16 protein-coding genes, 2 pseudogenes and 1 other annotated feature are annotated in these 21,912 nt (G+C 63.5%); of the genes and pseudogenes, 6 read left to right on the forward strand and 12 right to left on the reverse strand.

Annotated features, from left to right (window positions below; genetic code table 11):
* Nucleotides 1-22: 22 nt before the first annotated feature.
* Nucleotides 23-862 carry a universal stress protein gene (locus tag KZ686_RS11620; RefSeq protein ID WP_265632443.1) on the reverse strand — a complete coding sequence of 280 codons (840 nt, stop codon included), beginning with the start codon at nt 860-862 and terminating at the stop codon, nt 23-25.
* 206 nt (nt 863-1,068) lie between these two features.
* Between KZ686_RS11620 and KZ686_RS11625 the strand changes: the two are divergent.
* The 4 genes and pseudogenes from KZ686_RS11625 to KZ686_RS11640 form a co-directional block, all read left to right on the forward strand.
* Nucleotides 1,069-2,142 (forward strand): annotated as a pseudogene (locus tag KZ686_RS11625) (PHA/PHB synthase family protein); the annotation flags it as partial.
* Between the two features lie 20 nt (nt 2,143-2,162).
* Nucleotides 2,163-3,152 carry a zinc-dependent alcohol dehydrogenase family protein gene (locus KZ686_RS11630; protein WP_407648486.1) on the forward strand — a complete coding sequence of 330 codons (990 nt, stop codon included), beginning with the start codon at nt 2,163-2,165 and terminating at the stop codon, nt 3,150-3,152.
* Between the two features lie 101 nt (nt 3,153-3,253).
* A complete protein-coding gene (locus KZ686_RS11635) occupies nt 3,254-3,709 on the forward strand; it encodes a universal stress protein (RefSeq protein ID WP_265632444.1) in 456 nt (151 codons plus the stop codon).
* A gap of 45 nt (nt 3,710-3,754) precedes the next feature.
* Complete coding sequence (locus KZ686_RS11640) at nt 3,755-6,478, forward strand: bifunctional acetate--CoA ligase family protein/GNAT family N-acetyltransferase (protein ID WP_265632445.1); 2,724 nt, start codon at nt 3,755-3,757, stop codon at nt 6,476-6,478.
* Nucleotides 6,479-6,530: 52 nt separating this feature from the next.
* Here KZ686_RS11640 and KZ686_RS11645 read toward each other — a convergent pair whose 3' ends face one another.
* The 6 genes and pseudogenes from KZ686_RS11645 to KZ686_RS11670 form a co-directional block, all read right to left on the reverse strand.
* Nucleotides 6,531-7,361 carry a universal stress protein gene (locus KZ686_RS11645; protein WP_265632446.1) on the reverse strand — a complete coding sequence of 277 codons (831 nt, stop codon included), beginning with the start codon at nt 7,359-7,361 and terminating at the stop codon, nt 6,531-6,533.
* Between the two features lie 19 nt (nt 7,362-7,380).
* Entirely contained in the window at nt 7,381-8,226 is an 846-nt protein-coding gene (locus KZ686_RS11650; RefSeq protein WP_265632447.1) for a universal stress protein, read from the reverse strand.
* Nucleotides 8,223-10,949 carry a cation-translocating P-type ATPase gene (locus tag KZ686_RS11655; RefSeq protein ID WP_265632448.1) on the reverse strand — a complete coding sequence of 909 codons (2,727 nt, stop codon included), beginning with the start codon at nt 10,947-10,949 and terminating at the stop codon, nt 8,223-8,225. The genes KZ686_RS11650 and KZ686_RS11655 overlap by 4 nt, the downstream gene beginning before the upstream one ends.
* Before the next feature lie 22 nt (nt 10,950-10,971).
* The gene (locus KZ686_RS11660; protein WP_265632449.1) at nt 10,972-12,009 is read right to left on the reverse strand and encodes a zinc-dependent alcohol dehydrogenase family protein; all 1,038 of its coding nucleotides are present in this window, start codon (nt 12,007-12,009) and stop codon (nt 10,972-10,974) included.
* 160 nt (nt 12,010-12,169) lie between these two features.
* Nucleotides 12,170-12,621, reverse strand: a pseudogene (locus KZ686_RS11665) (universal stress protein).
* Between the two features lie 113 nt (nt 12,622-12,734).
* Nucleotides 12,735-13,259: a carboxypeptidase regulatory-like domain-containing protein gene (locus tag KZ686_RS11670; RefSeq protein WP_265632450.1), complete on the reverse strand. Its 525-nt coding sequence runs from the start codon at nt 13,257-13,259 to the stop codon at nt 12,735-12,737.
* A 126-nt stretch (nt 13,260-13,385) separates the two neighbouring features.
* On the opposite strand from KZ686_RS11670, the gene KZ686_RS25555 reads away from it, so the two are divergent.
* Nucleotides 13,386-13,901 (forward strand): hypothetical protein, encoded by a 516-nt coding sequence (locus tag KZ686_RS25555; RefSeq protein WP_456064379.1) that lies wholly within the window; start codon nt 13,386-13,388, stop codon nt 13,899-13,901.
* 139 nt (nt 13,902-14,040) lie between these two features.
* On the opposite strand, the gene KZ686_RS11680 is transcribed toward KZ686_RS25555, so the two are convergent.
* On the reverse strand, nt 14,041-14,586 hold the full coding sequence (locus KZ686_RS11680; protein WP_265632452.1) for a hypothetical protein: 546 nt from the start codon (nt 14,584-14,586) through the stop codon (nt 14,041-14,043).
* A 501-nt stretch (nt 14,587-15,087) separates the two neighbouring features.
* Between KZ686_RS11680 and KZ686_RS11685 the strand changes: the two genes are divergently transcribed.
* Nucleotides 15,088-15,654, forward strand: a complete 567-nt coding sequence (locus KZ686_RS11685) for a hypothetical protein (RefSeq protein WP_265632453.1) — start codon at nt 15,088-15,090, stop codon at nt 15,652-15,654.
* 862 nt (nt 15,655-16,516) lie between these two features.
* Here the strand turns inward: KZ686_RS11685 and KZ686_RS11695 are convergent.
* The 4 genes from KZ686_RS11695 to KZ686_RS11710 form a co-directional block, all read right to left on the reverse strand.
* A protein-coding gene (locus KZ686_RS11695) for an IS3-like element ISRme15 family transposase (protein WP_085960508.1) occupies nt 16,517-17,766 on the reverse strand; the annotation gives its coding sequence in 2 pieces (ribosomal slippage) (nt 16,517-17,472 and nt 17,472-17,766; 1,251 coding nt in all).
* Nucleotides 17,357-17,473, reverse strand: a sequence feature (AL1L pseudoknot). Its footprint overlaps the gene before it by 117 nt.
* Nucleotides 17,767-18,175: 409 nt before the next feature.
* Nucleotides 18,176-19,216 (reverse strand): hypothetical protein, encoded by a 1,041-nt coding sequence (locus KZ686_RS11700; protein ID WP_265632455.1) that lies wholly within the window; start codon nt 19,214-19,216, stop codon nt 18,176-18,178.
* A 10-nt stretch (nt 19,217-19,226) separates the two neighbouring features.
* Entirely contained in the window at nt 19,227-21,095 is a 1,869-nt protein-coding gene (locus tag KZ686_RS11705) for a hypothetical protein (RefSeq protein ID WP_265632456.1), read from the reverse strand.
* A gap of 125 nt (nt 21,096-21,220) precedes the next feature.
* A complete protein-coding gene (locus KZ686_RS11710) occupies nt 21,221-21,889 on the reverse strand; it encodes a hypothetical protein (protein ID WP_265632457.1) in 669 nt (222 codons plus the stop codon).
* Between the last annotated feature and the right edge of the window lie 23 nt (nt 21,890-21,912).

The following is a 21,912-nucleotide window of genomic DNA, read 5'->3' on the forward strand; positions in this document are numbered from 1 at the left end:
GCGTGCAGATGCTCATTGCCGGTCAGTGGGACATCAGCACCGGTACGGTCATCGCCGCCAGCATGGTCCGCGTGACGCCACCGAGCACCATCTCGCGCAGTCTGCCGCGCCCATATGCGCCCATCACGATCATGTCGGCTCCGCAGTCCGCCGTTCGCGACAGCAGGAATTCCGCCACCGCCATATCGTCGTCACAAAGGGCAGACTCGGCGCGCGCCTGAATGCCATGGTCGCCCAGCGCTGTCAGGGCCTGTTCGACCGGGCTGGCGTCCGCGTGCGGTGGTCTGAGTTCTTCCTCGACACTGATCACCGTCACGGCACCCCCGGCCAGCAATGGCACGGCGTCGTGCAGGGCACGAGCCGATTGCCCGCTGCCGTTCCATGCCAGCACCGCTCTGCGCCCGACCGTCTCGAACGTCCCCGCGTAAGGAACGACAAGCACGGGGCGCCCAGACTCCAGCACGAGCGACTCGACGAACTGCGGTGCTACATAGCTGCCCGGGTCCTCCGAATCGTACTGACCTGCGACAATCAAGTCGGCCTCGCGCGTTTCGCGCACTACTGCAGACGGCAGCCCCCCTTCCACGACCCGCCATTGCGCACGCTCCAGTCCAAAAGCGTGCATGCACGCCTCGAACTGGCGCCGCACCACCTCTCTGATTTCCTGCCTGCGCCTGCGATCGGCTTCCAGCACGATTCCGGCGCCCTCCATCAAATAGAACCACGCCGGATCCGGCATGAAGCCTGCATACAGACCGATCAGCCTGGCACCGTGATCCCTGGCAAGGCCTGCGGCCAGCTCCAGTCGATGCATCGCACGCCGGCCGGCGTCCAGATGGACCATGATGTTGCTGTAAGGCATGGCGATTCTCCTGACGTTACATGCCTTCACTGTACGGAAGGGACCGCCACTCGTATTGATGCACGTCAAGGGATTGCGCGCGCTCCCTAGCACGAAACACGGGCAGATCGGCTCTTCCATTGACACAGGTCAAGGCGATATCGCCCCCCGCGCCTACAGTCGATATTGAAACGGACCGGCGCCGTAATGCCTTGCCATGAGCGCAACAGTACTCCGCGAGCACCGCGCAGGTCTGGACCGCGCCCATCTTGATCGTGCCGTCCTGGATCATGAAGTACTACATCCTTGACCTACAGCTGCACGACTAGCTGGTCCGGTACCTTGTGGCACGGGGACATACGGTGTTCATCGTGTCCTGGCGCAATCCCGGCCCGGAGGCGCGCGATACGGGTATGAACGAGTATCTGAAGCAAGGCCTGCTGCAGGCACTGGACGTCGCCCGCGCCCGATGCGCAGGCGCCGGTGTTCACGGCGTCGGCTATTGCCTTGGCGGGACCCTGCTCGCCATCGCTGCCGCGCAACTTGCGCGCGATGGCGACGGCGAACGGCTGCGCACTGCCACCCTTCTTGCCGCGCAGGTTGATTTTTCCGAACCCGGAGAGTTGGGGCTGTTCATCGACCACAGCGCGATGGCGGTTCTCGAGGCCTTGATGTGGAGCCAGGGATATCTCGACGGCTGGCAGCTCGGCGCGGCATTCCAGCTGCTCGGCACGCGCGATCGCGCGGCTTCTCGCGTGCTCAACGAGTACATGCTTGGCAAGCGGTTGCGCGCCAACGATCTTGTTTCGTGGAATCGCGATACCACGCGATTGCCATACCGACTTCACTCCGAGTGCCTGCATCGACTTTATCTGTCGAACGAGCTGGCGCGCGGCGCGTACTGTGTCGACGGGGACCCGATCGCCCTGGCGGACATCGATATCCCTCTGTTCACGGTCGCGACCGAGTACGACCACGTCTCGCCCTCGCAATCGGTCTACAAGCTGCACCTGCTGACCCGTACCGAACTGGTCTTCGTGCTTACCTTGGGAGGCCACAATGCGGGCATCGTTGCGGAGCCCGAACACCCCGGACGGCGCTACCGCAGCACGACCCGCACACGCTCGGATCGCTATCGAAGCCCGCAGGCGTTTTTCGACCGCGCGCAGCGTGCCGATGGCTCCTGGTGGCCATGCTGGCAGCAGTGGCTCGAAGCGAAATCGACCGGTCGCCAAGCCCCCCGTGACCCCTCCCCAGGTGCGCTCGCCGATGCGCCGGGCACCTACGTCCATCAGCCATGACCTCCCCGGCTCCAACCACCATGCATGCCATGGTCTTCGATGGCCGTTCGCCCGAGCTGGAATCGCGCGAAGTGCCCATTCCCGAGCCCGGCCCTGGCGAGGTCCGGATCGCGGTATCCGCCTGCGGCGTCTGCCGGACCGATCTGCATATCGTCGATGGCGAGTTGCCGCTACCGAAGCCCGCCTTGATTCCTGGCCATGAGATCGTCGGCCGCGTCGACGTCTGTGGCCCCGATGTGACTGGTCTGCGCCCCGGCGACAGGATCGGCGTTCCCTGGCTTGGGCGCACCTGCATGCGGTGCGCCTACTGCCTCAATCACCAGGAAAATCTGTGCGATGCCCCGCAGTTCACGGGCTATCTCCGCGACGGCGGCTACGCCGAGTACGCCGTGGCCGATGCGGCGTATTGCTTTCCGATTCCGCAGGCTTACGACGATCTGCAGGCCGCCCCGCTTTTGTGCGCGGGCCTGATCGGGCTACGCACCCTCATTATGGCTGGCCCTGCGCGAAGAATCGGCATCTATGGCTTCGGCGCAGCCGCGAATCTGGTCGCCCAAATAGCCCTCGCGCGAGGCACGGAGATCTATGCCTTCACGCGTCCGGGCGACACCGCCGCCCAGGCGCTGGCACGGGCAAGCGGCGCCTTGTGGACTGGCGGCAGCAATGAGGTCGCGCCGGTGGCGCTTGATGCCGCTCTGATCTTCGCTCCGGTCGGGGAGCTGGTGCCGCTGGCGCTCGCCGCCGTACACAAAGGGGGAACGGTCGTCTGCGGTGGGATCCATATGTCCGACATCCCGGGTTTTCCGTACAGCCTGCTCTGGCAGGAGCGCCGCCTGGTTTCTGTGGCAAATCTGACCCGCGCGGACGGCCACGCGATGATGCGCATTGCCAACGAAGTGCCCCTGCGCATCCAGGTCACGCCGTACGCGCTGGCCGATGCCAACCGGGCGCTGTCGGACTTGCGCGCCGGCCGCCTTGCCGGCGCGGCGGTGCTCAAGATCGGACCGTGATCGACGCAAAGTTGATCAAGGTCAACGGCGTTCGCCATTGAACGGCTAAGCTCCAGACATCGCGATCCCGGGCGCCAGCCCACCTACGGAGGAGTGCAATCATGTACAGGAAGATCGTCCTGGCGGTGGACGGCAGCAGTTCGTCCGACCTCGCCCTGAGCCAGGCCATCACGCTGGCAAAGGCGTGCGGAGCCGAAGTCGAGGCGCTGTTCATTGCCGAGAATGTCGACGTCTACTTCGATACGGGCTACTACAACCCCGACTTGCTGATGAAGGCAATCCTCGCCAACGGGCAACAGGCGCTGAACGAGGCCGGGCAGCGTCTGTCGCAGGCCGGCATCGAACACCAGCTGAAGCTGATCGAGCGGCCGGTGTCGCCCGGCAAGATCGCGGATACCATCGTCGCGGAAGCCGATGCGAGGAACGCGGATCTGATCGTTCTCGGTACGCACGGCCGACGCGGTGTGCGCCGACTCGTGATGGGGAGCGTCGCCGAAGGCGTGATTCGGCAGACCAACAAGCCTGTACTTTTGATCCGCAGCGAGAAGGAGGACTGAGCCGATGCGGCCCGACTCTACGCACCTTCCCCGGCGCCCGCGGCAATGAGCACGCGCAATCTGGAGCATCTGTTCCGGCCCGAGTCGATCGCCGTGATCGGGGCATCGCGCCGGCCCGGCAGCATCGGCGCCGCGATCCTCGCCAACCTGATGGACAGTGGATTCGCCCGGCCCGTGTTTCCGGTCAATCCCAAGTACGACACGCTGGCAGGACGGCCCTGCTACCGCAACGTCGCCGCGCTGCCACAGGCGCCAGAACTGGGCGTCATTTGCACGCCGGCAGAGTCGGTCCCGAAACTGGTCGAAGAATTGGGCCGGATCGGTACGCGCGCGGTGGTAGTGGTGACGGCGGGCCCCCCCGTTGAGGGCGGCCGGCGGGCCGCATGGCGGCAAGCCATCCTCGACGCCAGCCGGCCTTACCTGCTGCGCGTGCTGGGGCCGAACTGCGTCGGCCTGATGGTGCCGCGGGTCGGCCTGCACGCCAGCTTCGCCACAGGCCCGCTCAAGAGCGGGCCGCTTGCCTTCGCCACGCAGTCCGGCGCGCTCGCCACCGCGGTGCTGGACTGGTCTCGCTCGCGCGACATCGGCTTTTCGCACTTTGTCTCGCTCGGCGACAGTACGGATATCGATGTCGCCGACGTGCTGGACTATTTGGCGACGGATGCCTCCACGCGCGCCATCCTTCTCTATGTGGAGGCCGTTCGGGACGGCCGCAAGTTCCTCAGCGCGGCCCGCGCCGCAGCCAGAAGCAAGCCGGTGGTGATCGTCAAGGCAGGGCGCGTCCCCGACGGCGCGCGTGCCGCCGCCTCGCATACCGGCGCGTTGGCCGGCGCAGACGATGTGTGGGATGCCGTCATCCGGCGCGCAGGCTTGCTGCGCGTCACCTCCACCGAGCAGCTGTTCGACGCCGTTGAGACGCTGGCTCGGGGGAGTCCGCTGGCGGGCGAGCGCCTCTGTATCGTCACCAACGGCGGTGGCGCAGGCGTGCTGGCGACCGACGCCCTGGTGCTGAGCGGTGGCACCCTGGCGACCCTCGGTGTCGACACCATTGCAGCGCTGGACCGATGCCTGCCGGCGGGATGGTCACGCGGCAACCCCGTCGACATCGTTGGCGACGCCGACGCTGGCCGGTATGCGAATGCACTGGCCGTCGTCTCGCATGCCAGCGACGTCGACGCCGTGCTCACGATCCATGCACCGACCGCACTGGTGCCCACCCGCGCCGTGGCGCAGACCATCATCGACGGCGCGGCCAGCGCAGCGCACCCGTTCCTCGCGTGCTGGCTCGGTGGTGATGATGCGCGCGACGCGCGGCTGCTCTGCCAGCGAGCCGGCATCCCGGCTTACGCCATGCCCGAGCAGGCGATTCGCGGCTTTCTGCAGCTGGTGGAGTTCCAGCGCAATCAACGCATGCTGCTGCATGTGCCGAGCGCCGCCGAGGCGGACGACACGGAATGCGTCGACAACAACGCCGCGCGGGCCGTGATCGAGGCCGCCTTGCGCGAAGGGACGACGATGCTGGACGAGGCGCGATCCAAGCGCCTGCTGAAGGTCTACGGCATACCGGTGGTCGAAACCGAGGTCGCGCGCGACCCCGTCGACGCCGCCGAGGTGGCATCGCGCATCGGCTTCCCGGTTGCGCTGAAGATACGCTCCCCAGACCTGACTCACAAATCGTCGGTCGGCGGCGTGGCACTGGATCTGGCGTCGTCCCAAGAAGTGCGCGCCGTTGCGACACGGATGCTCGAGCGCATCAGTGCCACCCATCCCGGCGCGCGCCTCGACGGATTCACGGTCCAGCGTATGGCCGGCCGCGCGGGTGCACGAGAGTTGATCGTCGGCATTGCCACCGATCCCGTTTTCGGCCCCGTGGTGCTGTTCGGCCAGGGCGGCACCGCGGTGGAGCGCTTCGGCGACCGCTCCATCGGTCTGCCGCCTCTGAACGAGGCGTTGGCCAGCCAGATGGTCGACAGCACCAGAGTAGCGCGCGTGCTCGGCGCCTACGCGGGGGTGCCGGCGGCCGATCGCGGCGCGATCCTGCACGTACTGATGCGTATCGCTCGCCTGGCGTGCGAGTTGGCCGAGGTGGTCGAGCTCGATATCAATCCTCTGATCGCAGACCAATGCGGCGTTCTGGCGCTGGACGCCCGCGTCGGCATACGCCGTGCAAGCGGACGACCGACCGATCGGCTGTCCATCCTGCCCTACCCCACAGAGCTGGTGCAGACCGTCGACTGGAACGGTCACACGTTGTTGCTGCGCCCGATTCGACCGGACGACGCCGTGCGCTATGCCGCCTTTGTCGATGCGCTGAGCGAGATCGATGCACACCGGCGATTTTTCTGCGCCGTCCATCGCCCTGCCGATCCGACTCACTTCCTGCGGTGGACCCAATTGGACTATGCGCGCGACATGACATTCGTCGCGGTACTGCCGCCCGATGCTGCCCACGGGCGTGGCAACAGCGCGGGCATGCCGGCTGTCGACGAAGGACAGATCATTGGCGAAGTCAGATTGGCGGCCGATCCGGATGGTTGGAGCGCGGAATTCGCCATCGCCGTGCGCTCGGACCTGCAGCATCGTGGGCTGGGCACCTTGCTGCTGAAAAAGACCATTGCCTATGCCCGGACGCGCGAGCTTGCCTGCCTGGTCGGCACGACGTTGCCCGACAACGCCGCCATGCTGGCCCTGGCCACCGCATGCGGTTTCACCGTCGCGCGTGCCGCTCCTGCGGCAAACGGTTGGCACCTGCGACTGGATCTGGACTGACGATGCGGCGGCGCGCCAGACCTCGCGCCGCTCGCCGCTCGCCGCTCGCCGCTCAATGCGACAGCAGCACCAGCACACGGGAAGCCCGGATCAGACTGCGAGTCGCCCCGCCCATCATCAGTTCGCGCATGCGCGAGTGACCATAGCCGCCGGCGACGATCAGGTCCGCGCTCAGCGTCGTCGCCACCGCCAGCAAGGCGGGACCCGGCTGCGGCGTATCTGGCTCGTTGATGCCGCTTGCGTCCACGCCGTGGCGGCGCAGGTAGACTAGCAGGTCCTCCAGCGGGGCGCCTTCTTCCTGCCGCTCCGGCGTCGTCATCGCGACCGCCGTCACACGGTCGGCGCGCCTGAGGAACGGCATGGCGTCGGCGACCGCCCGCGCAGCCTCGCGCCCGCCATCCCAGGCAATCATCACGTGGATGGCCGGGCACGATCGCACCCCTTCCGGCACTACGAGCAATGGCCGCCCGGCATTCAGCAGCGCATATTCGACCGGTTCGGAGGCCAATGGCGGCGTCGAGGGCGGCCACAGCGGCTGGCGCACGACGACGATGTCCGCCACCCGTCCCATAGTCGCCAGCGCCCATCCGGCCTCTTCCTCGACCAAGCGGTGCGAGTGGGTGACACCCGGCGCCGCCTCCGCCAGCACACGGGTGAACTGTTCCGACGCCATCTGCGCGCGCTGGCGCAGAGTCTGCTGCGCCGCCTCGGCATAGCGGCGAGCCTCTTCGCCGACCGAGCGGAACGGCTCCAGGCGAAAACCGGTCGCGGTCAGGCCCAGCACGTGCGACGAAAAACGCCGCGCCAGATCCCCGGCAACCCGGATCCGATCAGCGCAAGCGGCATCGTCGTCCAGTTCGACCAGGATTGTTTGGAGTTCCATGGTGGTCTCCGAGCGTGATTCAATGTGACATTAGTACCGGCACCACGGCATGCGCCAGCACCATCCTGGTGACGCCGCCGAGCACGAACTGGCGTACCGTGCCATGCCCGTATGCGCCCATAACCAACAGACTGGCCCCTGTATCGGCGACCGCCTCCAGCAGGCGTCGCGTTACGTCGCTGTCGCTTCGCACCGTCTCCACCCGCACATCGCGGTATACGCCGTGTTCGGCGAGAACGGCGATGGCGTGATGCAGGCCGCCGCCGCCGCGCGTTGCGTCGCCCGGCTTGGCGGCATGGAAAATCGTCGCCGATCCGCCGGCGAGCAGCGGCATGGCGTCATGCAGGGCCCTGCTCGCCTCCCGGCTTCCGTCCCATGCAATGACCGCGTGAGGCGCATGCAGCGAGCATCGCCCTTGTGGTGGAATCAGCAGCACGGGTCGGCCGCTGGCCATCACCATCGTTTCGACAAAGCCTGGCGCGACAAAGGCATGCTGATCGACATCGTCACGCAGGCCAAGAAGAAGCAGGCCTGCCTGCCGTGACGTTCGAACACAAAAGTCCAGCGGATCAGCGTCGCTCGCCAGCCACCGCGTGCCGCGCGGCAGTTCCGGCATCAACGCAGCCCATTGCCGTCGCATCTGCTCGCGAGTCCGCTGGTGCCATTGCTCAATCTCGCCGAGGTAGCGATCGCCGTCGTCCGTCCTGCGCAGCCATGCCGGATCCGGTTGGAACGTCGAATACAGACATGTCAGCGGCACATCGAGCTGCACTGCGAGACCGGCACCAAGCTCGAGCCTGTACAGCGAACGGCTCCCCGCGTCCAGATGCACCATGACGCTGGCGAAGTCATGTGAAACGTTCATGGTGTGCCTCCCCGCTGGCGACGCTCGCCCGCGTAGCCAACCTGGGCGCGCGGCGCGCCGTCGGGCCGCTTGTCCCACCACTTTTCCAGCTCCATCACGACCAGCAGCGTAGCCGCAATGGCCAGCAGGAGCGCCCAGCTCGCCGGCGACACCGGTGCGATATGCAGCGTATCGCTGACACCGGGCATCCACATCGCGGCAATGTGCACACCCTGCGTCAGCAGCACGCTGGCCACCAGCAGTGGATTGCCTCGCAGCGATTGCCGGAAGATCGAATGATGCTCCGATCGGCTGAGCAACACCTGCACGTTCTCGAACAGCACAAACAGCAGCAACAGCAGATTTCGTGCCGATTCGACGCTCTCGCCGCGCTGCAGCGCCATGTAGAAGACGACAAAGCCCCCGAGCCCCATCCAGATCGCCGAATGTGCGACACGCCGGATCATTACGCGGTCGAAGATCGGCTCGCCAGGCGAGCGCGGCGAATAGCGCAGCTCGTCGCCTTCGGCGCGCTCCGCGGCCAACGCCACGTCCTGAATGCCGTTCGTCACAAGATTGAGCCAGAGCAATTGCACCGCCAGCAACGGCATCGGCATGCCCAACGGGATGGCGAGCGCAAACAGCAGAAGCTCCGCCGCGCCGGTCGAGCACAGCATGAAGATGACCTTGCGGATGTTGGCGTAGGCTACCCTGCCCTCGCGGATACCGTTGACGATGGAGGCGAAGTTGTCATCGGTCAGCACGACGTCGGCACTCTCTCGTGCCACGTCGGTGCCGCCGCGGCCCATGGCGACGCCCACATGGGCCTGCCGCAACGCCGGCGCGTCGTTGATGCCGTCGCCCGTCACCGCCACCACGTTGCCCTGGCGCGCGAGCGACAGGACAATGGCGAGCTTCTGCTGAGGTTCGACGCGCGCGTAAACCACAGCCCGTTCGGTCAGCCGGTCGAGCGCCGATTCACCGGCTGCTTCGGCCGCGCCCACCTCGATTCCTGTGCAGATCTGGTCGTCGGTGAACATCAGCCCGGCTTCGCTTGCAATCGCCGCTGCGGTGCGAGGATCGTCTCCGGTAATCATCACGACACCGATACCGGCGCGGAAGCAATCTGCGATCGCCGCCGGCACCTCCGCCCGCACTGGATCCTGCATTCCGGCCATGCCGAGAAAGGTCAGGTCGACCAGGTGACCATGGCCATACTGACCCGACGTGTCCCGCTCTATGGTGCCGCTGGCGAATGCCAGCACCCGCAAGCCGCGTGACGCCATCTCGTCCTTCTGCCGCATCAACAAGGCGCGATCGATCGGCACCGCGTCGCCCCGCTCGTCCATGCTGTCCGCCATCTCGATCAGCGTTTCGGGCGCGCCCTTGACGTAAACATGGACGCCGTCCACTCCATGGTGAAACGACGCGGCATAGCGCAGGTCAGGCTCGTAGGGAATCCGCTGCAGCAACGGCGACGCCGCATGCAGGGCGTCTCGTGCAACGCGCGCTTTCTCGGCCAGAAATAGCAAGGCAACATCGACGGTGTCGCCGGTCCCGCGCCATGCGCCACTATCGAGCAGCAATTCGCCTTCATTCGGCATGACCGCTGCGTGCAGCAGCCGTGTCAGATCGGCCTGTGTGCTGTCGGCTGACGTTGGCACAGAATGGACGGCGCGAATCGAACAGGCGTGCGGGTCGGCCCCCGTATCGCAACGGTAGTGCGCGCCTGACGGCAGGGTCAGGTCGGTCACAGTCAGTTGATTCAATGTCAGGGTACCGGTCTTGTCCGTGGCGATCAGCGTGCACGATCCGAGCGCCTCGATGGCCGGCATCCGGCGCACGATGACATTGACCCGCGCCATCTTCCGCATTGCCACGGCTAGCGCCACCGAAATGGCCACGGGCAGCCCCTCCGGGATGGCGCTGACGGCAAGACCGACGGACATCATAAACATCTCATGCCACTGCATCCCTCTCGCCCATCCGACCACAATGAGGGCTGCCAGGGCCACAGCGACGACCACCCCGATGATGCGCGAGAAGCGATCGAGCCTGGTGATCAGGGGAGCCACGTAGCCTTCACCATCGAGCACATGCCTGGCGATCTTGCCGAGTTCGGTCGATGCGCCGGTGCCCGTCACGACGCCCCGCCCTCGCCCCCGCGTCACCATGCTGGCGGCAAACACCATGTTGGCCGGACGCTCGCCGGCGGCCTGGGCGGTGTGGGCCGACTTTGCCACCGGACGCGATTCGCCTGTCAGCAGTGATTCGTCGCACCGCAGGTCATCCGCCTCGAGCAGCCGCAAGTCAGCGGGTGCCCGGTTGCCCGGCTGCAGCAACACCAGGTCGCCCGGCACCACGGCGAGCGCATCGATTTCCCGCTGCTTGCCATCACGGACGACGATCGCCTTTGGCTGCTGTAGATCGCGCAAGGCATGGGCAGCCCGGTCCGCCGAGTATTCCTGGGCCGTGCCGACGGCGCCGTTGATCAACAGCACCAGTCCGATAAAGGCCGCATCCCGCAGATCTCCCAACGCCAACGATACCAGCGCGGCGATCAGCAACACATAGATCAGCGGGCTGCGGAACTGCCTGACAAAGACTGCCGCCACCGTCGGCAGCGCCGGTTGCGGCAGTGCGTTCGGCCCGTATCGCTCAAGGGCGTCGCGTGCCTGCTGCTCTGTCAGACCGACGTCCACAGCGGTGGGTAGAGGCTCCCGCTGGGCAAGCGGCGAGGTCATATGTCGCCCCTTCCGGTATCGATCAGGGCCGGATAATCATCTTGAGCGCCTTGGTACTGGCTGCCTGGCCGAAGGTATCGTAGGCAGTGAGCATCTGGTCAAGACGAAACCGATGGGTGATCAATCGGGCTGGATCGAGCTTGCCTGCTCCTACCGCCTTGAGCAGCATCGGTGTGCTCACCGTGTCCACCAGGCGCGTTGTGATCGTGACGTTGCGGTCCCAAAGGCGCTCCAGGTGCAGATCGGCCTTGACCCCATGGACGCCGACGTTGGCGATCGTCCCGCCCGGCGCCACCAGTTCCTCGCACAGTTCAAACGTCGCCGGAATACCGACGGCTTCGACAACGCAGTCGGCGCCCAGGCCATCGGTCAGTCGCATGACTTCCTCGACCGGGTCGGCCTCGCTGTTCCGGATACATGCCGTGGCGCCGAACGCGCGGGCCACCTCCAGCCGATTGGCATCCGGATCGATGACGATGCATTGGGACGGCGAGTAGAACTGCGCCGTTAACAGCGCCGCCAGCCCAATCGGCCCCGCGCCGACGATCGCGACGGTGCTGCCTGGTTCCACCTTGCCGTTGAGCACGCCGCATTCGAAGCCCGTCGGCAGAATGTCGGACAGCATGACCAGCGCTTCCTCGTCCATACCGTCAGGAATCCGATGCAGGCTTGTTTCGGCATGCGGTATACGAACGAACTCTGCCTGGGTACCGTCGATGCGATGTCCGAGGATCCATCCGCCGCTCTGGCAATGCGAGTACATGCCACGGCGGCAATATGAACACCTTCCGCACGAGGTAATGCAAGAGATCAAGACATGATCGCCGGGCTTGAGCGTAGCGATGGCAGTGCCGACCTCCTCGATCACTCCAACGCCTTCATGGCCAAGGATTCGGCCCGGCTCGCACGTTGGCACGTCTCCCTTGAGGATATGCAGATCCGTACCGCAGATTGTGGTCGCCGTCACGCGTACGACCGCATCGGTCGGGGACTGCACCTTGGGACGGGGCCTGTCTTCCAGGCTCAGCCGACCCGGCCCCTGGTAAATCAGCGCTTTCATCTCTTGCTCCTTGCGATGGTGGCGTCCTTCCAGAGTAGACGCGGACAAGGAGCGGGACATTGACGCAGCGCAAGCTACGATAGCGGCTCGGGATCGAACCAGAACCTGTCCCATGTCAAAGTTCTTGGCGATGCTTCGGCAGCCGGAACATGGACTCTGCTCATGAGACAGGCTTGACAAGGACCACGGCACATGGCGCGTGTGCGAGGACGCGGCCCGCGACCGAGCCGACAATGGCATCAAGGAACGCGCCCCGCCCATGCGACCCCATGACGATTGCCTCGGCCCAACCGATTTCGCATAGGCGATGATCCGCTCGGGGGCAAAACCAACGAGCCCTTGCGTCACCGTTCGGACACCTGCCTCCCGAAGGATGTCGACAACGGACTGCATAGCGTTGGCGCTTTCAGTGGTATGCCAACGATCGATTTCCGCCTTGCTGATAAAGGACTTGACCTCCCCCGACAGGTCCGGAACGCAATGGACGACGTGCACACAGAGCTCGTCCCGCTTGAACAGCTTCGGGTTCGCGGCGCACCACGCCGCCGCATCGCTATAGGCCGATCCGTCGGTCGGCAAGACAATACTGTGCCTCGTCGTTCTCCACTGCATCAAGCATGACCTCGGTTGGCGCCACAAGCAGAGGGCCGCTTCAGCGCTCGGTCCCGATGGCCTCCGGTATGCCTTCACCGTACATCGTGTTTGCAGGAGCAAATTGATTCGCTTCAAGGAATGGGAGTGCGCACGAACACATGACGGTCACTTCGATCAAGCGGTGATGTTTCGGAGAACGGCGCTTTGCCCGATGAAGGGTCGACGGGAAGGCGAAACGTCAGGTCGAGCGCCTCGGTGTCCACGACGATATCGCGCGCCTTGACCCATCCGTCGTAACCGATTGCCAGCCAATAGGCTCCGGCAGGTAGCCTCAGATAGAACATGGGCCCCGTCGCAACCACCATCAGCAACGGATGACCGTCGGCACCGGCCACCAGGACAGAGGTATGATCCAGCGGATCTCCACGCGCAGCATCGACCATGGTCAGGCGTACGTTATAACTGTGGGCCATTTTCAGCATGGCTTTCATGCTGTCTTCACTGTTCCCACCGCTCAAATACAGGACGCCGGCCGGGACGGCTGGCGGCGTATCGACCGGCACCTGGACAGCTGCGGCGCAAGCGAACGACGCGACGGCGATCAGCAATGAACCGAGCAGAACTCTCGTTTTCCGGAAAGGCATGCGCGTACTCATATCGCAATCGGGCATCGTGACGAACGGTGCCGTCGCAACACCGCGTCGACCGAGTCAAGCGATGGAATCGCGACCGCCCGTCAGTGCAACATCAGTACCGGAACGGTCATCGAAAGTCAGAATGGTGTGCGTCACACCACCAAGCAGCGATTCACGGATGCGGCCGTGGCCGAAAGCGCCCATGCAGCGGCAGCTGCAAGCCTACGCTGCGAAGCGAAAATGGCCGCGGTGAAGCGCGCTCCAGTCATCTCGAAGAAGGTTCGCGCAACCCCGCTCGATTTCATCGCGGTGATCGGCGAATGCCGACACCAGGTCCTCCTTGCGGTAAGAGCTTGTGGCAAAGTGTTCCTCCAGTGCTTGCGCCGTGACGGCATAGGTGCAGAGCGCCCCGTCCACGCTGGCGGCACACTGCAGTCCGGGCTAATCCGACCAGTACTGCGGTGCGTCGTCGGCAAAATCGATCTTTCGCATGATCTAGGCTCGCTTCTGAACCGGCAAACGGTGGGGGACGCCGGAATGGCAGCCGCGAAAAATTGCCGCGTCCGCATCGGCCATTCCAGCTTAGTGCCGCGCAGTCTCATGCGTTTTGATTCGCGTCAAGAATGGCTCGTGCGTCGGGATGCACGACTGCAGCGGAATTAGCGACGATGGTCGGTATTCGTACGCCCGTACCTTGTTCTAGCTTCTGCTCATGGCAGTACTTGCCTGCAACGCGGGCGTTGCGCTCCTGCCCGCCGATTTTGGTACCCTGGTCGCGGATCGACCGATCCGTATCACAGTGTCAGTCCTGCTTCTTTGCCAGCCGGCGGCAGCCATGCCGGTCATTGTGTTGCACTGGATGAACACTAAGACGCTCCGCAATGCGTGACATGATCTCGCTGGCACTCTCGCCAGGAAGACGAAGCAGCAACGAAGGACCACGGCCATCGGCGCGTACCCGCACGCTCCTGCATTCGATGGCGCCGCCAGATCGTACTAAAGCGCGGTAATCTCCGGGTGGCAACTGGAGGTACAGAAGCGGACCCTCGCTCAATACAAGCAGCACGATGTCTCGCCGTGCGTTGAACAAGGTCACCGTCACGTCCGCCAAGCTTGAACCGTCTACCTCGTTGACGAACTGCATGTGGACATTGAAGCGTCCCGCGATGGCTCGCATGGCGGACATTTCTTCCACCCCAATTCCGCCTGACACATAGTCGATGCCGTTCACATGGCGGATTGCTGGAGCACCTCTAAGCGCGATCGATTCCGGCGGCGAGGCCATCGTCGACGCAGATGCAAGAATACCTGCGCAAATCAGGCACGCAAGAAGTGGAGGCACACGCATGGAAATCTCCCGTATCTGTCTGCCAGCCATCTGGCAGAACCGGCTACCAGGTCCAGCGTAGCGGCATCAGGAAGGCGCCATGGTGGGCTAGATCAAGCAATTGTCATTGCGTATCTGTGAACGCCATTGTGAAATTCTGGCCAGACACCCGGCAAGGAGGGATCGCCATTGTGCGTATGGAATACGCCCTCATGGCGTAGCAATTGCGCCCGCCGATTATCGATCAATGTTGTCACGGTATGCTAACCATGACTGTTGTAACCAAGCCTCGTGCATGTCAATGGCTTCTACAGCTCCATGCTCGTCTTCGATCTTGCGCGGCAATGGATGGTGGCCGCTGGTCCCTTTTGATATGTTTTTTCGTGGCTTACCGGAGAGTCCGATAACGCTGAGCTGGTGGCCAGCGCAAAGCGTCAATTCGTCCAGTTTTACGGGCTATATCTCGACTCATTCGAACTTCATGGCCAACCTCGACGTGCAGTCCGTCGACAAGAGCGAGGGATGAAGAATGAAACCCCGCAGCCCAGCACGCCAGTCTTTATCACCATGACTCGAGAACGCTCAGCTACTGATCGACCACAACCGCCCCGGGCGGATTCCCGGTTTGAGCTCGGCCGCGTCCAAGAGCAGGCAGTCGAGGCACGCTTGTCAGCCTTGCAACTATCCGTTGCACAGGCCGCGTATCTTGCCAACGCCTGCGCCGCTAATGATCCGCTGTCCATCTTGCGCGTCTTGGGCTTGGACATCAGCACGCTGCAGCCACTGGCACCAAGACCTTGGGCGGATATGGCCGCACGAACGTGCAGCGTGAGCTATCGCGGGTGGCTTCCCACTGACGTACTGCGCGCCATGCTGCTAAGGGGCGAAACAGTGGATCAATGGTGCGCACATCTCGGTTACCTGCTGGACGAAGCGCCTCTATCGCTTCTTGTCCTCGCGATCGAGGAAACGTCGCAGTACCACAACGCTCCCATAAGTTTGCTCTGGCACAACTTGGGTCGGCTGGCTGTCAGCTGCCAAAGTCGCCGGCTCGCCGGTTGGCCGGCGCTGGTGGATCCGGGCCAGTGACTTGGCCCCCTCTACCGTCCCACGCCGTAGGTCTGGCCGGTTCTCTGTCGTACGCCCGCGCCTTCTGACTAGAGCATCTCCGGTGATATGTTCCTGGCCGATGCCGCTGCCGGGAGACCGCGTACATACGAAAGCTATTGCCCCGCAGCTTTCCCAATCGCCCAGTTGCGGCCGCGTCGTGCGATAGCGAACCGCATGTAACAGCCCGGGTCAATTTCGGTCGGCCATCGGCGGGAACGATGACTCTGCGGCCATCAAGATCGACCCTCCGCCTGCTCGTGACTGCGCACCTCCCCGCCGGTCAGGCTCAAACTCCGCAAATTTCTGAAGAACTCCCACCAGAGAATTTCGAACGGGCTGGATGCGGAGTTCATCCCTTATTCGCTCAATCTGCAGTTCCACGTCAATACGGTCATACGCCAACTCGTGGGGAACATGAAGGGCTTGATCGTTGCCGTCCCTGAATGCGTGTGTGATATGCGTCTTCAACATGATCTCCCTCGACGGCAGCCAATACTGCGCACAAGCCTCATACCTTGTGGCATCACATCATTTACCGCGCCGCCATTGCTCTAATCGCCCTAATCACTGTACTTCACCAACGCTCCTGATCCCGGGGATGCGCAATCGCTTCGTTTTGTACATCACGACGGAAGAGCCCATCGTACTTAGACCGCAGGTCGGCATGGCCGCGGGATCTACGGTGGGAGACCATTGTCAACAGCCACCGACTAGAGTCTCCGTCGGCGTTGTGTTGCTGCCCCGCGACGGTGCCTGGATACGGCATACATAGGACAACCTTGATCGCGCAGACTTTCCGGCAGGCTAGTGAATCGCCCCGGTTTTCGCGGAGGCTGTTTGGTTAAAGTAAAACGGCCTCGTCGGCGGTTTTGCCGAGTTGGTTGTAGTAGTTTGCCTCAGCCTCGGCGGGCGGGATATAGCCGATGGATGAGTGCAGGCGCTTATGGTTGAACCAAGCGACCCATTCCAGTGTTGCCAGTTCGACGGATTCCCTGGTTTTCCAAGGCGCGCGGCGATGGATCAGCTCGGCCTTGTACAAGCCATTGATCGTCTCGGCCAAGGCGTTGTCGTAACTGTCGCCACGGCTGCCGACCGACGGCTCGATGCCGGCTTCGGCCAGGCGTTCGCTATAGCGGATGCTGACGTACTGCGATCCCCTATCGGAGTGGTGGGTCAGAGAACCGTCGTTGCCAGGCTGGCGAGCGTATAGGGCCTGCTCCAGCGCATCGAGCACGAAGTCCGTCGTCATGGATTTGCTCACGCGCCAGCCGACGATGCGCCTGGCGTAGACGTCGACGACGAAGGCCACGTACAGCCAACCCTGCCATGTCGAGACGTAGGTGAAGTCCGAGACCCAGAGCTGATTGGGACGGTCGGCCCGGAACTGCCGGTTGACGCGATCCACCGGGCGACTGGCGGCGTCGTCAGCGATGGTCGTTCGCAGCCGCTTGCCGCGCCGCACACCTTGCAGTCCCTGGGCGCGCATCAATCGCTCGACCGTGCAGCGGGCAACCGTCACGCCCTCGCGGTTCAGTTGCCGCCAGACCTTGTCGGCGCCGTAGACGCGATGGTTCTCCTGCCACACTCGCTGGACTTGCGGCATGAGCCGTTCATCACGACGCGCACGGTCGCTGCGCCGTGACGGATCACGCAGCCGTGCGGCATGGCGCCGATAGGCCGACGAGGCAACCTGCAACACCTTGCAGATCGGCTCGACCCCGTAAACCTCCCGGTGCCGGTCGATGTAGGTGTTTACGACTTCAGCTTGCGGTCGAGCTCCGCCTGCGCGAAAAAAGCGCTGGCAGTGCGCAGGATGTCGTTGGCGCGGCGCAGCTCTCGGTTCTCCCGCTCCAACTCCTTGATGCGTTCTCGCTCGCTGGTGGTGACGCCTTCGCGCTGTCCGCTGTCGACTTCGTGGCGCTTGACCCAGGTCAGCAGCGTCTGCGCCGAGCAGCCGATCTTGGGCGCGATGGACTCGACCGCCACCCACAGCGACGGGTACTCGCCGCGCGACTCCTGCACCAGGCGCACGGCGCGCTCGCGCACTTCCGGGGAAAACTTGTTTGCGTTGTTCTTGCTCATGGCTCGCATTCTCTCAAGAGTGAGAGCCTCCGCAAAACCCGGGGCGATTCACAGTTGTTCCACAGGACCTCTTGATGCAACGGGCACCGAGCAATGCAGGCGAGTTGGAAGAAGTAGGTGTGATAGCCGCTTGCCAGACAACTTGCGCAGAACCGCAACCCAGGCAACAGCATATGCGTGTGCTGTAGCAGATGAAATAGCCACGCTTCCCTTGGGTCAACTCTCCAGTGGGTCAACTCACGCAGGCGCCGCCCTCCCTGCGCATCGAGATGCAATGGGGTCTGATGCGATCGCTTTGCCGTGATGCCTAGGCAGGCGAAATCCGATGGTCGCAACCGGTTCCAGTACGCGAGACGCAGCAGCAATGACACCGAGGATTCGTACGGAAGCGGTATCAGATCCACTCCGGCGACAGTGCTCATGGCCCGCACCCCGGTAGTCGCGGTGGGACGTAGAAGTTCTGCATCTGCACAATCGAAACTGCCTGCTTCCAGCTCCCCGGCGTAAAGCGGAATTCGGGACGGTCATAGTGCGTACCGTTTAGCAGCGCCCCTCGGACAGCGCCAAACAAGACGTCCAACGTTGCGGGGCGCTTGTCGGGGTGCGCGGAGCACTGTGTCAATGCACCGTACAGCGCTGGCCCCTCGCCCGCCAGGCGCAAGCCGTTTTGATAGGCGCGCGGCAGGAAGAATTCGGTCCACCGCACATCGGTGCCTCGTGGAAAATCTCGTGTGTCAAACTGATCGAGGATCTCGCTGACATCGTCTGGCTTGACCACACCTCGCAATTTGTGCGCGTGGGCGAAGAACCGTCTGGATAGAAAAGTCGAACGTGCCGCGCCATGGGCGCTCCTCTGCCAGCCTTCGTCGTCATTGGTCATCATTGCAGTCACAAGCTGCACGCCGCTATCCCAAAGCCGCTCCTGCACGTCTGCCAGCATCTGCAGCTCGGCCTGCTGCATGTTATGCGCGTTGTCAACCAGCCAGAGCGCGATGTGGCCAGTCCCTCGACGCCGCAAGTCATCGACGACTTTGGCAATCAAGCGCTCCCGCAGTACGACCGGACCACCAGACAACACCCCATGCCCGACGCTCGCCAACATGGCCTGCATCGCCACTTTTTCATTGGAATTGCTCATTGCGGTCGAGGCATGGTGATATGACGCGATCTGGGGATACTCGTGTTCGAGCACCTGGGCGCAGATCCGCAATGCGGCCGATCGGCCATCTCCCCGTTCGCCAACGAAATAGGTCCCCGGCTCGCCTACTAGGATGGAATCTCTGAGCTCTTTGTACATTTTCTCGGCCATCGGCGTGCGGATCGGCTGCGCACCACTGAGCGCCGGATGGCCAAGCAATAGCTCCTTGCGCAGCGGCGTATCTCCGATGAGGCAGCCCTTCGAAATGGTCTGCCAGCCCGTAATCTCCGCTTGTTCGATAACCACCGGATCGTGGTTCATGGCGCTTCCTTCATTTCAAGCGGCAATGAGGAACAACATCCAGCCCGAACGGGTCAGCTGGGTGCGGGGAACTCGCCTCATCAACGACTTCGTTTGTTGGCTGCACGCCATGGGCGCTGGCCTGCGGCCTGGGCTGGCCGCCATGTGCGGTCAGCTCAAGCCGCGCGTGCTGCGCCAGCAATAGCGCGTCTTTCGAGGCCTTCCGTTGCTTGGCGCGGCTTCTTCTGGCACCGAGGACGCGCGATTGCACAGCGGCATTCCAGGCCGGCATGGGGTCGAGGCGCTCCTGTGCACTGGCCTGCAGGCCAGCCCGAAGAATCAGCTTGCGCATCCGCCAGGACAACGGGCGCTCGCACCAGCGCGGCTCCGGGCGTAGTGGGCCAAGGACTTCGCCCGTATCCGGGCGAATCGCAGTAACCTGCCTGGCATCGTAGCGTTTGATCCGAAGCCGGAGCACCTTCCCGATGAGCTCCCAGCTCTGCGCCAGAGTTGGACTCGTATAGCGGCAGCGCATCGGTCGAACGTGCGGCCGCACGCCCTTTTCCAGGCTGCCGCGTACGACGCAATCTTCAACATGATCCAATAGAACGGGATCGCGCAGTGTTGCGGCCGGCAGCGGGTTGAAGAAGACGCCGGATGCGGGGTGCGCTAGGGCGAGTTTGAAGCGCTGCACGGGCGAACAGAAGTTCAGGCGCTCGGTAGGGTTCTGATTGTGGGTCCTGCAACTTTCAAAAAGTAGCCGCTCGACATCGCGGTAGTCGATCTTGTGCCGAATTGCTTCCCGGGCCGCATCGGGCCGCCGAGGATCCCCTGGCCCGGTACCATAGCTCGACGCCAGGCGCTTGATACCGTCTGCAGACACTTGCCCAATGGTCTTTTCAACGGCCGAGCGCCTCTGCCACTGGTAAGGCGGACCAAAATTGATGGCGCACCCGAGCGTATCGATGATGTTGCTCACCACTTCATGGGCGCGGTTGCATTTGGCGTTGTCCAGTTTGAGCACCGTAACGCCTGAGAAGCCCAGTTCCGGAACCAGCTCCTGTATATGAATGGCCAACGCCTGGCCTTGTTCGGTTCGAGAGGCGTCCGCGTAGGCGTGCGGACGAATGGCGCGATCGAGTGTTTCCAGGACGCTGTCAGCGCTGGGTTCAATTTCGAGCGTGGCAAAGGCGCTCCACGTGGCCGTCGTTAGTTCATCGACCAGCATGGCGATGTACCAACGCGGCAATACTTGGTGCAAGACCCTTCCTTCCGGCGTTTCGAGGCTAAGACAGGACGCCGCATCCACGCGACTGAAGTCGAGAATGGCAAAAGATCCCGGCCTCTGCGGGTGGATCAGCGCAGGAACACCGTGTCCGACCGACGCCATGCGCTGGGCAGCCGCCTTCCCGAATCGACGGCGGACCGCCCGATCGGGGTAACGTTGCATCAGCGTCTTACAGAACCGAACCAACGTCGTGTAGCCGCGATCGCCTGTACAGAATGGCCAGTCCACATCCGAAAGGCCGACATCGCGCAGGGCCGCCAACCAGTGACGATGCAGAACTCGAAACGTTGGAGCGCGGTCGCACATTGGCTCCGTCGACGCGCGTGTCCCAAGTAGCTCCTCGTAGATCAACTCCAATGCCTGCGGAACTCGGTCTATGAGCGCACCAAGCGCACCGGCGTAACCACTGGAGTTCCCCGCGTTCTCGCGTACCGGCTTCTGACGTCGGTAGCCGCGAATCCTCTGACCAGGTACCAGCGCCAACAATCCGAAGATGCCATGAACGGGATGGGGGGCGGTAAAGCGATCCAGCAGACGGTAGACTTCTCGACGCGAGAGGCCTGTCTCTCGCGTAATGACGTCAAAGGGCACATGGGCAACGTACAGCCGCACAGCCCTCTCGCGGCGCCGGTATGTAGCCCGCGCCGACTCCGAGAATGACTCGATAGACGGCTGTGGCCAATTGGCGGGATCGCCAAACGCAGGAACGACCCGCTTCCGTGCGCCGCTGACCGCCATCATGGCACCCGACGGATCATCGTTGCCGGACCAATCAACGCGCTCGTCAGGTCGGCCCCCAATCGACCCAATTGAAGTTCCTGGGCAATGACTGCGAGCATCATCGCCGGATCACACTGTGGCCATCGCAACGCTTCGCCAAGCTGGAAAATGCCCTCGCTCGCGAGGATTGCGACTAGTGCATCGGCTTCCGCCTCCCGCGGATAGCTGGCCGCTGCAGTCATCGCCCGACTCAGCACTAGCCAGTTGTCGAAGAGATACCGATGTCGTTCCAGGTATCGCTCGGAGACAAATTCGCACCGCGCCTGCTGCTTCGCAGCCGTCGCAACGAGGGCTTCACTACGCGCCTTGACCTCATCCTCGCGCCGCGACCCCGTTCTAAGGTAGCCAAACCATGTTTGATGGCCTCGCTGATCCCGGGCAACAGAATGCGGAAGTAGCTCCAGAGCACTGTGGTCGGCGTCCAGTCCTGGGTTGAGCGGCGGCCGATAGGACACGAATTCAGGCATTCCCTCCAGCAACACGCAATGCATGAAGGCGACGTCACCTTCGATGTAGAGATAGCGCCGGTTCTTGTTGGAATGGAAGACCCAAAGGTTGGCAGCAAAGTGGCGCCGAAACCTGTTTGCCTTCTCTTCGGAACGTTGCGCGTGATGGCGGCTCCCCATGGCTTGCCCCCATAAATGTTCAT

Source organism: Cupriavidus cauae (genome assembly GCF_026210475.1).
Taxonomy (GTDB): Bacteria; Pseudomonadota; Gammaproteobacteria; order Burkholderiales; family Burkholderiaceae; genus Cupriavidus; species Cupriavidus cauae.